This is a genomic window from Streptococcus thermophilus, assembly GCF_010120595.1.
Classification (GTDB): domain Bacteria; phylum Bacillota; class Bacilli; order Lactobacillales; family Streptococcaceae; genus Streptococcus; species Streptococcus thermophilus.
Genome location: NZ_CP038020.1, coordinates 831713 through 846978, shown reverse-complemented (window position 1 = coordinate 846978; position 15266 = coordinate 831713). Strand labels below are relative to the sequence as shown.

At 39.2% G+C, this 15266-nt stretch carries 13 protein-coding genes and 2 pseudogenes; all 15 read right to left on the bottom strand.

Going from position 1 to position 15266, the window contains the following annotated elements; genetic code table 11:
* Nucleotides 1-348: 348 nt before the first annotated feature.
* Entirely contained in the window at nt 349-507 is a 159-nt protein-coding gene (locus E3C75_RS11105) for a hypothetical protein (protein WP_162835500.1), read from the bottom strand.
* Between the two features lie 277 nt (nt 508-784).
* Nucleotides 785-1846, bottom strand: coding sequence for a PhoH family protein (locus E3C75_RS04485; protein ID WP_014727352.1), 1062 nt, complete (start codon nt 1844-1846; stop codon nt 785-787).
* A 79-nt stretch (nt 1847-1925) separates the two neighbouring features.
* Nucleotides 1926-2342, bottom strand: a pseudogene (locus E3C75_RS04480) (VldE C-terminal domain-containing protein); the annotation flags it as partial.
* Between the two features lie 263 nt (nt 2343-2605).
* Nucleotides 2606-4006 (bottom strand): COG3942 and LysM peptidoglycan-binding domain-containing protein, encoded by a 1401-nt coding sequence (locus E3C75_RS04475; RefSeq protein ID WP_111679285.1) that lies wholly within the window; start codon nt 4004-4006, stop codon nt 2606-2608.
* 240 nt (nt 4007-4246) lie between these two features.
* Nucleotides 4247-4462, bottom strand: a complete 216-nt coding sequence (locus tag E3C75_RS04470) for a YozE family protein (protein ID WP_002944188.1) — start codon at nt 4460-4462, stop codon at nt 4247-4249.
* A gap of 8 nt (nt 4463-4470) precedes the next feature.
* Nucleotides 4471-5328, bottom strand: a complete 858-nt coding sequence (gene cvfB, locus E3C75_RS04465; RefSeq protein ID WP_100262402.1) for an RNA-binding virulence regulatory protein CvfB — start codon at nt 5326-5328, stop codon at nt 4471-4473.
* 90 nt (nt 5329-5418) lie between these two features.
* The gene (frr, locus tag E3C75_RS04460; RefSeq protein WP_002949868.1) at nt 5419-5976 is read right to left on the bottom strand and encodes a ribosome recycling factor; all 558 of its coding nucleotides are present in this window, start codon (nt 5974-5976) and stop codon (nt 5419-5421) included.
* Nucleotides 5977-5990: 14 nt separating this feature from the next.
* A complete protein-coding gene (gene pyrH, locus E3C75_RS04455) occupies nt 5991-6728 on the bottom strand; it encodes a UMP kinase (protein ID WP_002949867.1) in 738 nt (245 codons plus the stop codon).
* A gap of 237 nt (nt 6729-6965) precedes the next feature.
* Nucleotides 6966-7804: pseudogene (locus tag E3C75_RS12115) on the bottom strand (sensor histidine kinase); the annotation flags it as partial.
* Nucleotides 7805-8151: 347 nt separating this feature from the next.
* Nucleotides 8152-8523 carry a hypothetical protein gene (locus E3C75_RS04445; protein WP_041829277.1) on the bottom strand — a complete coding sequence of 124 codons (372 nt, stop codon included), beginning with the start codon at nt 8521-8523 and terminating at the stop codon, nt 8152-8154.
* Nucleotides 8524-8678: 155 nt separating this feature from the next.
* Nucleotides 8679-10457, bottom strand: a complete 1779-nt coding sequence (locus tag E3C75_RS04440) for an ABC transporter ATP-binding protein (RefSeq protein ID WP_024704205.1) — start codon at nt 10455-10457, stop codon at nt 8679-8681.
* Nucleotides 10447-12261 carry an ABC transporter ATP-binding protein gene (locus E3C75_RS04435; protein WP_111679283.1) on the bottom strand — a complete coding sequence of 605 codons (1815 nt, stop codon included), beginning with the start codon at nt 12259-12261 and terminating at the stop codon, nt 10447-10449. The genes E3C75_RS04440 and E3C75_RS04435 overlap by 11 nt, the downstream gene beginning before the upstream one ends.
* A 3-nt stretch (nt 12262-12264) precedes the next feature.
* Complete coding sequence (locus E3C75_RS04430) at nt 12265-12708, bottom strand: MarR family winged helix-turn-helix transcriptional regulator (protein WP_111679281.1); 444 nt, start codon at nt 12706-12708, stop codon at nt 12265-12267.
* A gap of 190 nt (nt 12709-12898) precedes the next feature.
* Nucleotides 12899-13309, bottom strand: coding sequence for a peptide deformylase (locus E3C75_RS04425; protein ID WP_084828532.1), 411 nt, complete (start codon nt 13307-13309; stop codon nt 12899-12901).
* 256 nt (nt 13310-13565) lie between these two features.
* Nucleotides 13566-14918: an NADP-specific glutamate dehydrogenase gene (gene gdhA, locus E3C75_RS04420; RefSeq protein ID WP_002949856.1), complete on the bottom strand. Its 1353-nt coding sequence runs from the start codon at nt 14916-14918 to the stop codon at nt 13566-13568.
* Between the last annotated feature and the right edge of the window lie 348 nt (nt 14919-15266).

The following is a 15266-nucleotide window of genomic DNA, read 5'->3' as shown; positions in this document are numbered from 1 at the left end:
TCCTTTTTTATTGGTCTACTGTTTTATTGTACTAAAATAAATGACCAAATAGTATTTGACAATTATCATAAAGACTGTAAGTCTTTTTATAATTTTTTAGACAATGATTCTACACAGTAAAGAACTACTAGGTCAGTTTACTTATCAACGCCAGCTGAGATAATCATTTTCAGTTCGCCAATCAAATCTATACTCTAGTACAAATTTATATGCATTTTCATAACCCAAATGAAGGTCATCAGCTTCACTCGAATCCAAACGCTCAAAAACTCTTCAAGAAGAAATATTGACATCCATATCATAAACATTTATTACGAAGCCGTTAGGTCTTTTCTCATAAGTCTTTTTTCAAGATTCTTTTAGTGAAACAAAAGGTTCCCCATCCCCATAAGAAAGAGAATAAAATTGAGATTTCATATTCTCAACAACTATAAACTCTTTATGTAAGGTATCATTATCTCTTCTCCCCCGCTTAGTCCAATTTACCAACTCATCTGAATATGCCAAAGTAGCTTCCTATTTTATCATCTGATAGGTGCCGTCTATAATATGGTTCTCTTGATACTTCCAAAACCTTCCACCTCTAATAGCTATTAAGACTATCACCATAAGACCAAGAACCAAAATAATAGCAACCTTTCATTTTGGGCTTTAATCATACTTCTTTCCTCTAAATTAGCCTATTCTTTAGTATTATTTTAGAAAAATAGAGAGAAAATCTGTTACTTGACTAGAAAAGCAAAAGAGGTAGAGAACACTTACTCTCAAACCTCTTTTCATCTATTTACTTTTTAACATCCTCAGCACCAATGACTGGGTATTCGGTCAATCCTGATGCTACTTCTTCAGCCTGGTCTGATCCCTCTGATTTTTCCTCAAGATTAAACTTAGGTGCATCTTTTTCATAAGCATTAATGATATCGGCAACAACTGGGTGACGTACGACATCACTAGCAGAGAAATGGACAAAATCAATAGCCTTGATTCCCTTCAATTTCTCCATGGCATCGACAAGACCAGACTTAACACGACGTGGAAGGTCAATCTGACTCATATCTCCATTGATAATCATCTTAGAATTAAAACCAAGACGGGTCAAGAACATCTTCATCTGCATGATGGTTGTATTTTGCGCTTCATCAAGGATTACAAAGGCATCTTCGAGGGTACGACCACGCATATAAGCAAGAGGGGCAATCTCAATAATTTCACGTTCCATGAGGCGAGTCGTCTGCTCTTTGCCAAGAATTTGATAAAGGGCATCATAGACGGGACGAAGGTAAGGATCTACCTTTTCCTTGAGATCGCCAGGCAAAAAGCCAAGACTTTCACCTGCCTCAACCGCCGGACGTGTTAAAACAATACGTTTAACCTGACCACGTTTAAGAGCTGTGACTGCAAGAGTGACCGCTAAAAAGGTTTTACCTGTACCAGCTGGACCAATTCCAAAGACCACATCATGGCTTTTAATGCTATCAACATAAACCTTTTGCCCCAAGGTCTTCACTCGAATAGGCTTACCACTGTTGTCCTTGATAATCTCTTCTTCATATAAAGCGACAAACTTGTCAATCGAACCATCTTGAGCCATGGTTAAGGCCGCGACAACATCTGAAGTGTTAACTAGCATTCCTCGTTCCACTAAAACAAGGAGAGCTTGAATGGTCAAGCGGGCCAATTCGACACTTTCTTCGTCATCCCCAAGGATTTGCACACGCTCTGTTCGAGCATGTATAATAACATTTAGGTTTTCTTCAATGAGTTTTAAATGACGCTCATTGGTTCCAAAAAGCGACAAGACATCATCTGGGTGATTTAGGGTAATTTCAACAGAATACTCTTGCAAATAGAGTTCCTCTTTCTTAAGTATTTTTATCCATTATATCAAAAAAATCACGCCAGGCGTGACTTTTTGTAATTCTTAATTATGCATTGAATGATACGTGAACGTGGTCATAGTGGTTTTCAGTAATGCTACCACGATCAAGCATTTGGTTCCAAGTATTGGCTGGTCCATAGATATTATCTACTGGTGCGTAGAAATGTTGTCTGTAGATGACATATGAGATACCTGCATTTGCGATATTGTCTACAGCATATTGAGCGACTTGATTACCAACTTCTGAACCAACTGGTACCATAACGTCAACGGCACGTCCTTTACCATGGTCTTGTGGGTCACCTTCACGGTAACCACCGATATTAGTAAGACCAAATTTTGCTGCTACATCTTGACGGAAAGCTTCAGCTTGTGGTTGAAGATTTGGATCCATTGGAAGTGTATTTGTTGCTGCTGGTTGTTTTGCTGGCGCTTCTGAAGTTGCTGGTGCTTCTGATGTCACTGCTAATTCTTGGTTAGACGACAAAGCAAATAACTTTAAATTCGTATAAGACATGATTTCCTCCAAAATATCTACTAGACCATTCTACCTTTTTTAAGTTGATTTTCAACGCCAAATAAATGGTGTCACATGAACTTAACAAGGATAAAAATACTTCCCCTTAGTCTAGAATTTTTTTCAAACACCATTATTTTCTCAGGCTGAATATATTATTTATATAAAATAAAAGCGATTCGAGAATATCCGAATCGCTTTTGTTGTACTCATAATGGGTAAATATAAGATACAGAACCACCATGCGCTGATGAAGTTGGATCAAATGTACCACGGTAGTTACTGATTGACATGTTACCAGCGTAGTTCGATTCCATAACTTGAATTGAATTTGCACCTGATGCTGATGTAACATAAGCTACGTGACCATAACCACCACCATCTTTTGGCCATACCGCAATCGCACCGGCTACTGGAGTTGTACCTACTGAATGACCAGCTGCTCGCGCACTAGTAATCCAGTCTTTAGCATTACCCCAATTATTACCAGCCCATGGAGCCAATGATTTCACACCCCAAGTACATTGTCCAACTGGATATGTATTAGGAGTTGATGCTGCTGACACTTTATGTGTTTCAGCAGCTGGTGCAGGAGCTTCTGAAGCAGCTGGTGCAGCTTCTGATGTTACGACAGGTGCTACGCTAACAGGAGCTTCTGAAGCAGCTGGTGCAGCTTCTGATGTTGCGACAGGTGCTACGCTAGCAGGAGCTTCTGAAGCAGCTTCTGATGTTGCGACAGGTGCTACGCTAGCAGGAGCTTCTGAACTCTCTGGTGCATCTGATGCAGCTTCTGATGTTACTGCTGGTTGTTCTGCTGGCGCTTCTGAACTCTCTGGTGCATCTGATGCAGCTGCTAGTTGTTCTGCTGGCGCTTCTGAACTCTCTGGTGCATCTGATGCAGCTTTTGATGTTGCTGCTTCTTGGTGTGCTGCTACTTCAGTTGTTTCAGCTTGTGCAGATGTTTCAGTTGCTGGAGCTTCCTCTTCTGCAAGTGTTTCTTCAGCTGATGAAGTAACATGATCAATAGCGTCTGCAACTGGTTGTTCAGTATCTGCGTAAGCTGGAGCATCTGATGCTGATGCGATAGCCTCTGTTACTTCTGAAACAACTTGTGTTGATTCTTCTTTAGCAGGTGCTTGAGTAGCTGTCAAGCTAACAGTTTCAACTGGAGCTGACAAATCAGCTGCTACTACAGATTGACCATTTACAGTCACTTCGTTAGTTGTCAAGTTAGATTCTGCTACTACAGGTGTGTCAGAAGTTTCTGAAGATGGTGTTTCAACTTTAACTGATACTGCTTGATTATCGGCGTTGTATGTTGTTGTCAAAACTGTTCCAGGGAAAATCAAGTCAATGTTTGTAATTTCGTTGATATTAGCCAAAACATTCACATCGATTCCCATCGCTTCAACAATACTACCTAAAGTATCACCATATTGAACAGTGTAAGTTTGTTGATTATCATTTACAGAGATATCTGCCTTGATTTGATCTACTGAACGTGCTGTCCAGTGAGAAGTTTCATCGGCATGTACGTGGCTAGCAGCAAAAAGCGAAAGTGCTGCAGTCGAGTAAAGAAGTGCCTTTGTAGTTTTAGATTTTGATAACATGTATAATTCATTCCTTTTTTAATGATTTTAATATCTACAATAATACCACACTTTCCATCAAAAAAATTGTGACTTACTGCTCTTTAATGCAATTACTAACTAGTTGTAACAACCCTGATTTATTGAAAAACATCTGAGATATTTGTAAAAAAAATGTAACAATTTATTTCAATTCAAATGCTAACCACTTAATAAAAAATTGTAAAAAACAGTTACACCTATGGTAAAGCCCTATCCCTATCAATGTGCTAGATAGTCTTCCCAAATCTGGTCAAATTGACCTAGATTGAAAGAGAAACTAGCATGATCTTCCAAGTAACGACTAACTTCTTCAAAATCATCGGTATGCTTAGGAAAGGTTGAATCTTCAAAAGCCAAATCGGCTAAAATAGCTACCGGTTCATTTGATTTTGGATTACGTTGAGCCATCAGCCAAGTATAAAAGGATTTTCTCATACCTTCTCCTAACCGATTAATTCTGTTCCAAACTGATCTTGTTTGACTTTTTTAGCCTTCATCAGACCACCCAAGGCTTTTTTGAATTGTCCCTTAGAAATACCAAAGGTCGCCTTGATATCTGCTGGTGACGATTTATCATTAAGTGCCATAAAGCCACCGTTACTCTCTATATAGGTCAAAATCATCTGTGCATCATTCTCGAGCATTTCAAAAGAACGTGGTTTAAGAGAAAGGTTAAGGGTGCGGTCAACTTCTCTAAATCCAATCACACGCGCTTCAAGGACTTGACCCAAGCGCGGCTCAGCATAACGTTCTGATGGATGGATGAAGCCAAGCATATTATTCTCTGGCAGATAAACAAAGGTTCCTGACAGTTTAAGACGGTAGGCAATGGCTGGCCATTTTTGATTTTGCATATTATCGTAAGCAGGACCAGCTATGCGTTGAAAGACCTCAGGTTCAGCAGGAAGCCCCCAAATACGATCTTTTTTATCCACATCTAGTTTTATATAGAGTTTGTCCCCCTTCTTGGGCCAGAGCTCTTTGAGTTCAGGTAAAACATCAAGAGAGACAACGATTTCCTTATCTGGAATTCCCACGTCTACAAAGACACCTAAATCTTTTCGGACATCAGTGACCTCTCCCCAATCGTAAGATTCTCGAGTTGCCTTGATTTCCTTTTGAGTCAAACGTAATTTTTGCTTACTATCTGTATAGGCGAAACCTTTCACCATGTCACCAATGGCGTGTTCTCCCTCATCTTTAGCCAAAGCAAAGGTCACACCATCCTTTTGAACAAAGTAAAAGCGGTCATTTTCATCAGTTACTAGTGCAGTAATGATGGTTCCAAGTAGTGTATTCATCTTTTTTCCTCTAAAAATAGAGTCGGACAAGGAAGCTAACATATTCCATGCTCTTTTGCTTTCTGTCCCACTCTCCTTATTTTCTATTGATTAAACAGTAAGGAGTTCTTTTTCCTTCTCTGCTATCATGCTGTCGATCTTATTAACAGCATCATCAGTTGCTTTTTGGATATCTTTTTCCAAAGTTTTCAATTGATCTTCTGTAATTTCTTTTTCTTTTTCTTGCTTTTTAGCTTCATCCATAGCATCACGACGGATGTTACGGATAGCGATTTTAGCATTTTCACCGACTTTTTTCACTTCTTTGGCTAACTCTTTACGAGTTTCTTCTGTAAGTGCTGGGATAACCAAGCGGATTACAGAGCCATCGTTAGCTGGGTTGATACCAAGGTCAGATTCATTGATGGCACGTTCGATATCAGCGATTGATCCTTTATCAAATGGTGAAATCAAAAGAACACGTGCTTCAGGAACAGTGATTGAAGCCAATTGGTTAAGCGGTGTTGGAGCACCATAGTATTCCACAGTGATGCGGTCAAGAAGTGATGCATTGGCACGACCTGCACGGATAGCTCCGAATTCACGGGCCAATGACTCGTGTGTGTGGGCAAAACGTTCTTTTGCTTTTTCAATAATTGCGTTTGTCATGAGTTCTCTCTTTCTTATTTACGTAATTCTGCTTTGTTAGATACAGTTGTCCCAATTTGTTCACCAAAAATAACACGTTTGATATTTCCAGGTTCGTTCATATTAAAGACAACAAGATCAATGTCATTATCCATTGAAAGGGTAGAAGCTGTGGCATCCATAATTTTCAAACCACGCTTGATAACTTCTACATGTGTCAATTTGTCAAATTTGACAGCATCAGCGTTTTTACGGGGGTCATCATTGTAGACACCATCGACACCATTTTTAGCCATAAGGATGGCATCGGATTCGATTTCAGCGGCACGAAGTGCTGCCGTTGTATCTGTTGAAAAGTATGGTGAACCAATACCTGCTGCAAAAATAACGATACGCCCTTTTTCAAAGTGACGAAGGGCACGGCCACGAATATAAGGCTCAGCCACAGATTTCATATCAATCGCTGTTTGAACACGTGTATCGACACCCAGTTGTTTCAAACTGTCAGCCATAACAAGAGCATTCATAGTTGTCCCAAGCATTCCAGTATAGTCAGCTTGAACACGATCCATTCCTGCTTCAGCTGCGGGTTCTCCACGCCAGAGGTTACCACCACCGATAACTAGAGCAATTTGAATACCTGAATCCGCTACCTCAGCAATTTCTTTAGCTATAGCTTGGACGGTTGGAAGATCGATCCCAACACCTTTTTCACCAGCTAGAGCTTCACCTGAAAGTTTAATGAGGACACGTTTGTATTTTGGTTCTGCCATGATTTCTCCCTATTAACTATTATATTTCTGATTTGATTCTTAGCTGAGATTTATCATTTCTAATCCATCAGTTGCCATCATTTTAAAGGTTGCAAAGGAACTCATTTGACCTTCTCCTTTTGACGATTTGGATAAGAAAATGGTTTCTTTTTTTTGCAAAGCAAACACTAAATCTTCATCCTTACTATTTTATCATAAATTAGGATTTTCACCTAGTCAAATATTAAAAAAATATGTTTACAAGATGACCGTAAAGGTGATGGTGTCATTTTTATAGGAGGCAAGGATTCGCCCCCTTAAATAATTTGACCATGCTTTGCGCCATGGATAGACCTATGCCGAAACCACTGTGCTCTTTGTTATTATGAGACTCATCAATACGATAAAAGCGCTCAAAAACTTACCATAATCAATTTTCTTGCCTTCTTTATAGGTATTTGACACTTCTAAACGAGCCCTTTTACACGTTCTTCCAATCTGACGAAGTCTTACCGTAACCGTTCCTTCTGGATCACAATACTTGTTAGCATTATCCACTAGGAGAGTTATAAGTTCAAAGAGAGATTTTCCCTCGGATTTTACATGGATATCTGGAGTGATATCCATAACGAAGGATTTGCCATCTCGGACGACAGGTCCCTTAAAGTCCTCGGCTGCATCCTCTGTAATATAGGAAAAATCCACATTTTGAAGAACAATGTCCGGCTGCTCCTCCAGACGAGATAAAGCCACAAGAGAATTGATTAGATTAGTCAAACGTGCCACTTGGTCATTAGTTGACTTGATCCATTCATTCTCCCCTGTCATGAGTTCCTGTAGCTCCGTATTAGCAGAAATAATAGCTAACGGTGTCTTTAATTCATGACCAGCATGGTGATAAAACGTCGCTGCTTTTCATAATTTCGAATGAAGGGACGAATGACGATTCCTGACAAAGCACTGACAATGATGACAAAAAAGATAAAAGCAAACAGTGATAAAAGAATAGAAAGATTGAACAAGGCTTGGGAAGAATTATAATAAGAGGTCGTGTCCAAAAAGACTACCAAAACCTTATTTTCACTGACCTTACTAACTTGACAGCTAAGATTGATATTTTTTCTCTAATCGTTCCAAGATTATTGGTCAAACGGTCTAACTGTCAGGGCATATCTAGCCACTTCATCGTCGTTTATTAGGAACATAGGACTGGTATCCTTACTAACAACCATATCACCCGATAAAATAACGCTGAAAAATCGAAAACTGTTCGAAGGAATCTCATCTCCTTGATTGGTCTCAATTTTTGTGGTTTTTTCCGAAGCTTCCATTATTCTCTGTGAGTGTGTTGAGGACCTTGGTAATTTCCTGCTTCGTCTGAAAAGACCTCACAGTGTTGATGATTCCCACCAAAGGGTTCAAGCGAGAAGCGACTCCCTATCCCTTATCTTTGATAATCCGGAGTCACTGACAACATCATCAGGTACCAGTCGTACTCTGCAGAATCTTCTAGATTTCTTTCAGACTCTTCAACGAAGTTAAAATACTTGAACAATCTAATAATACTTATAAAACGGAAAAGCTTGATCGCCCCATTTTGAAGATTGTTAAGCATAGATACCGTCTGATGCTGTAAAATAGCTGCTGCAACAATGTGACCATCCTCTTCAGCCACCAAACAAGAGTCCATTTTTATAGCAAAACGGATCAATATTTTCTGCAAAGCTAAGACAAACTCATCATACTGTTCAGGATTCTTTAAATTACTAGCATTCATCGAGAGGCAGGGATAATCTTCAAAAGCATCTGCGCACACTCATGTCACTTTTTAAACTTCATCTTGTCTTGCTTTGCAATATTGCATCTTATCTCATAATCTGTCTGTTTCTTCTCAGTATAACACAAAACGCATGACTTACAATCATACGTTTTATGGAATTTTGTTAAATCTTATAATTTTATAAGAATATCCTAGGCCACTTCTTCCGTAAACTGACTATTATAAAGATCAGCATAGAATCCATTTGCTGCCATGAGCTCATCATGATTTCCCTGTTCAATAATGTTACCATCTTTCATCACAAGGATGAGGTCCGCATTTCGAATGGTTGATAAGCGGTGGGCAATGACAAAGGATGTACGACCCTCCATAAGCTTGTCCATAGCCTTCTGAATCAATTCTTCTGTTCGTGTGTCAACTGATGATGTTGCCTCGTCCAAGATAAGAAGAGGGGCATCCTTAAGAAGTGCACGCGCAATGGTCAAAAGTTGTTTCTGACCAACTGATAAAGTAACAGAATCATCCAAATAGGTATCGTAACCTTTTGGAAGTGTGGTGATGAAGTGATGAACACCCACGGCCTTGGCTGTAGCAATAACTTGCTCGTCAGAGATATTTTCTTGGTTGTAAATCAAGTTATCTCGAATCGTTCCTTCAAAGAGCCAAGTGTCTTGAAGTACCATAGAAAATTGATCATGGACGGTCTCACGCTTCATGTCGTTCGTATCCACACCGTCAATGGTGATACGGCCTTTATCGATATTATAGAATTTCATAAGCAGGTTAACAATGGTTGTCTTACCAGCACCCGTCGGACCAACAATAGCAATCTTTTGTCCTGGCTTGGCAAGAGCTGAAAAATCATGAATGATAGTCTTTTCAGGAGTATAACCAAAGGAAACGTGGTCAAAGACTACTTGACCCTTGGTATCTGTCAACTCAGCTGTCTTGACTGACTCGTCGTCCATATCTTTTTCTTCCAAAAATTCAAAGATACTACCAATAGCTGCAGTTGCTGATTGGAGTTGTGTAATCCCTTGTGCAATTTGAGAAAGAGGTTGTGAAAAGATACGAACATAGGTCATGAAGGCTACCACATCACCGATGGTCAGGCTTCCGTCAATTACCTTAACCGCACCTACCAAGCAGACCATGACGTAACCAAAGTTACCGACGAAAATCATAAGTGGCATCATAATACCAGAGATAAACTGAGATTGCCACATAGAATTATAGAGCTTATCATTAAGCCCCTTGAAATCTTGACTGCTTTCTTTAGATGCATTGTAGCTCGTTACAACTGCTTGACCTGTGTAGATTTCTTCAATGTACCCATTAATGTTAGCCAAATTTTCTTGTTGGCGTTTAAAAAGTGGTTGCGAGAAGCCCATGATAAAGGCTACTAGAACAAATCCTATCAAGACAGAACCAATCGCAGTGAAAGCCATAGTAACATTTGAGTAGAACATCATAATAATGGCTGCTACCAAGAGAACGCTTGAAGTAATTAGAGTACCCAGACCCTGACTAAGCGATTGTCCCAAAAGGTCAACGTCATTAGTCACACGAGAGAGTGTGTCTCCTTGAGAATGACTATCAAAATAATTAAGAGGTACGGTGTTGATTTTCTTTTGGATTGCTGTACGGAAACGTTGTGAAAATCGTTGCGTAATTGTTACAACGGTAAAACTTTGTAAGTAACCAACAATGGCTGAAATGGCATATAAAACAGCCAAGGTTAAAGCAATGCTGCCCACCTTGTCTAAATCGATGCCCGGAATAACCCCCATCTTAGTTGGCGTAATCCCATCTGTAATAAGATTGGTGATTTCTTTTAATTTATCAGGTCCAATAACAGTTATAACTGCTGAAATAATGGCTCCAACAATCGCAAGGACAAAGGGAACTTGGAAACCTTTAATGTAGGGTTTTAAACGTTTATAGGACGATGTTTTTGGCTTATTTTCCATCTTCTAACTCCTCCTTAGACAATTGTGAATAGGCAATTTCTTGGTAAACCTCATTGTTAGCCAAGAGTTCCTCGTGGGTTCCTTGACCAACGACCTTACCTTTATCAAGAACTAAGATTTGGTCAGCATCCATAATAGTAGAGATGCGTTGCGCAACAATCAACTTGGTCATATCTTGTGTTTTTTCAGCCAATTCTTGACGCAACTTGCGATCGGTCTTATAGTCCAAAGCTGAGAAGGAATCGTCAAAGATCAAGATTTCAGGCTTACGGGCAAGTGCACGCGCAATAGCCAGACGTTGTTTCTGACCACCTGAGAAGTTAGACCCAGCTTGAGCCACTTCTGCCTTAAGTTGACCTTCTTTATTTTCAACAAAGTCTTTTCCTTGAGCCAATTCGAGAGCTTCCCAAATTTTAGCGTCATCAAGAGGGCTGTTATTGCTGGTTCCCATCGTCGTATTTGACGTGATGTCCCCTGAGAAAAGTACTGCCTTTTGTGGGATATAACCAACAATATTGTGCAAGGTTTCGTGATCGTAATATCTCACATCTACACCATCGACCTTTATAGTTCCTTGCGTTGCATCGTAAAAACGTGGGATAAGGTTGACAAGAGTTGATTTACCAGATCCAGTCGAACCAATAAGAGCAACCGTATCTCCTTTTTTAGCTTTGAAGCTAATATGCTCCAAAACAGGCTCTGAAGTTTCAGAATAACGGAAGGAAACGTCTTCAAATTCAACAGTTCCGACTTCTTTAGGCTTTTCAGAACTATATTCAGGGTAAGAAACTGAAGATTGAGTATCTAAAACTTCATTGATACGTCCAGCTGCTACAACTGCTCGTGGAAGAAGGAAGAAGACAACCATCATCATCATGAATCCCATAACAACCTGCATGGCATAAGATGAGTAAACCACCATGTCTGAGAAGAGATGAACCTTGTCTTCCATGGCACCAGCAATCTTAGTTGGATCTGTTGGAATCTTAACATCTTCAATCAGATGCGCACCAATCCAATAAATAGCTAGCGTCAAACCACTAGATACAGCAGTCATTACCGGTGTCAGCAAGGCAAAAGAACGACCGATGAAAAGATTGTTTTGGGTTAGATCAGTATTGGCCTTTTCAAACTTATCCTCTTGATAACTCTCGGCGTTATAGGCACGCACCACACGAATCCCAGTAAGAGATTCACGCGTCACACTATTGAGTTTATCTGTCAGAGTCTGAATCAAACGTTGCTTAGGCATGACCATAATCAAGAGGAAGAGCATAAGAATGGCAATTACTGCCACAGCCACAAGCAAGGCAAGAAGCCAATTCCCATTTTTATCAGCAATCTTTGTAATAGCCCAGATTGCCATAATAGGTCCCTGTGTAATAACCTGTAACCCCATGGTCAGTGCCATCTGTAATTGTGTAATATCGTTTGTCGTACGGGTCAAAAGACTAGGAATAGAGAATTTCTTAATCTCGGCATCCGAAAAATCTAAAACCTGATGGAAGATATCATCACGAAGACGAGTGGTAAAACTAGATGCTGTTCTGGCAGCTAGAAAACTAACCACTACAGAGGCCATAAAGCCCGCAAAAGACATTAAAAGCATTCGCATCCCTGGGGCATCCATATTCCAAGCAAAAATATCCGATGCCTTAGTCCCCTTGGTTGATAAGAGGGTTATAATGTCAGACATATAGTCTGGAATTTTCAAGTTTAGATAGACGTTCAAACAAACAAATATCACAGCTAAGACAATCATACTTAACTCTTTTGCCGTCAAACGTTTAAAAATTTTAAACATAAGTTACTCCTTATTTTTCTCTAAATTCTTACGAATTTGGTGAAAGACTCGAAATGCTGTTTCAGCATCTTCTTTCGAAATACCATCTAATAACTGTCCATAGATAGCCTCTCGGAAATGTCCGACGTCTTGAGCCTTCTTTTTGCCTAAGTCTGTCAGATGAACATACTTGTAGCGTTTGTCCTTGTCAGATGTCACCAATTCAACAAAACCATTTTTCTCCATACGTTTGACCAAATTACTAGCCACTGACTTGGAAATAGATAGTTTTTTCTCAATATCTTTGATAAATATTTCTTTATCTTGGTTCTCAAACAAGTACCTAACGGCAAACCCTTGTGGACCAGCTAAATGCTCAACGCCATACGCTTTACCTAACTCTTGCACGCGAGACTCCATAGTATTGATGAATTCTCTGAAGTCACTAAAAGGATCTTTTCCATGCATCGCAAGCTCCTCCTTAAATAATTCTCATGGGAACTACTTTAGTTCTTATAAGAACTATTGTCAAGAAAAAAAGTTCCTATGAGAACTAAAAAAGAGTGAGGTAGAAATTTTTAGTTCCCACTCTCACTCCCATAACTATCCTAATCGATGTTTCGAAATCTAATATTAAGCACTTCCTAAACCATGCTAGCTATATAATAACACCCTCCAAATGATCCAATTCATGCTGAATAATTTGGGATGTCATACCAGAAAAACTCAACTGTTTTGGCATCCATCGTTCATCTAAATAGGCAACCTCAATCGATTCATAACGTCTGGTTGGGCGACTTCCTTCTAAAGACAAACAAGACTCCTCCGTTTGAAAAGATGAAGACTTGCTTACCAAAACAGGATTAAACATAACCAGATTGACAAAACCGATATTGACGATAATAACACGCTTTTTGACTCCGATCATATTGGCTGCCATACCCACACAGGCATCCTTATGAAACTCCAGCGTATCACGTAAATCCTTTGCCAAATAGAGGTCTTCTTTAGTCGCTTCTGTCGATTTTTGTCCTAGAAAAAAGACATCCTTTACGATAGTTTTTATCATCTATTTACTCCCATATTGTTTCTTATCTAAACTATGAAATCATATGTCCTTTATTTATCAGCTTCATATCCAAAGACATGAAAAAATAGCTACCCCATTCCTTATCTCTGAACCAAGGGATTTCAATTACATATATAATTTCCTCAACTTATTATATCAAAAATAGCTGACTTCTAGGAAAACAGCTAAAAAAGAAACCCGCAGGCTTCTTTTCTTATTTTATAGAGAGGCTTATTAACCAGGTCAGGCCTATTAATTAAACAATACCTTGAGCTGACATTGCATCTGCAACTTTAAGGAATCCAGCAATGTTTGCACCCACAACAAGGTTACCTTCTTGACCAAACTCTTTAGCAGCAGCTGCAGCATTTTCATAGATACCCTTCATGATATCGTAGAGTTTAGCATCAACTTCATCGAATGTCCATGATGTACGTCCGCTATTTTGTGCCATTTCAAGAGCTGATACAGCAACACCACCAGCGTTAGCAGCTTTGGCAGGACCGAATGATACACCAGCTTTAAGGAAAACATCAATAGCTCCCAAAGTTGAAGGCATGTTAGCACCTTCTGAAACAGCAAGAACGCCATTTGCTACAAGTGTTTCTGCATCTGTTTCATCCAATTCGTTTTGTGTTGCACATGGGAAAGCCAAGTCAGCTTTGATAGACCAAACTGTCTTTTCACCACCAGCAGGTGTGAAAGTTGCATTTGGACGAGCTTCTGCATATTTCACGATACGTTCACGTTTAACTTCTTTGATTTCTTTCAACAAATCAACGTCGATTCCATCTGGATCATAAACAAAACCAGATGAATCAGAACATGTCACAGCTTTAGCACCTAGACTTTGCAATTTTTCAATAGCGTAAATCGCAACGTTACCTGCACCTGAAACAACTGCTGTTTTACCGTTAAAGTTTTCACCACGTGCATTAAGCATTTGTTCTGCAAAGTAAACAGCACCATAACCAGTTGCTTCTGTACGAGCAAGTGATCCACCCCAGTTCAAACCTTTACCAGTAAGAACACCTGTGTATTCGTTACGAATACGTTTGTATTGACCATAGAGGTAACCAATTTCACGTCCACCAACACCGATATCACCAGCAGGCACGTCTGTATCTGCACCGATGTGTTTGCTCAACTCAGTCATGAAGCTTTGGCAAAAACGCATGATTTCGTTGTCTGATTTACCTTTAGGATCGAAGTTTGATCCACCTTTACCACCACCGATTGGTTGACCAGTCAATGAGTTTTTAAAGATTTGTTCGAAACCAAGGAATTTAATGATTGATTGGTTTACTGATGGGTGGAAACGAAGACCACCCTTATAAGGACCAATAGCTGATGAGAATTGTACACGGAAACCACGGTTTACCTGTACTTGACCTTTATCATCAACCCATGGTACACGGAATGAAACGATACGTTCTGGTTCAACCAAACGTTCCAAAAGGTTTTCTTCGATATATTTAGGATATTTATCGAAGACAGGGACAAGTGAATCGAAGACTTCTTCAACTGCTTGAAGGAACTCAGCCTCGTGGCTGTTTTGAGCTTTCACTTTTTCAAAAACGCTAGCAACGTATTCTTTACCTGTTGTCATATCAATGTTTCCTTTCAAATAATTACCTTAGTAATTTAATCACATGAATAGTATAAATTTTCAGAATCTTCTTGTCAAGTGTTTTTTGTCATTTTTTTTGATTTGCATGTTAGAATTTATGACATAGCTAATTCTTCCTCTTTTGTAAAAAACTATCACGTCAATAATGTAAGCGTTTTATTTTTTTGGGGTTATTCTTTCAAAAATTTTCTCCTTATTTAAAGACTTGAAGCTGAATTTGTTTGAAAAAACAATTTAGTTATTTTACTATTTCATCTATTTACATTACCTCGAAACTATACCACCATTAATTTAGTAAATTTACTATATTTAAAAAGGATAACCCTA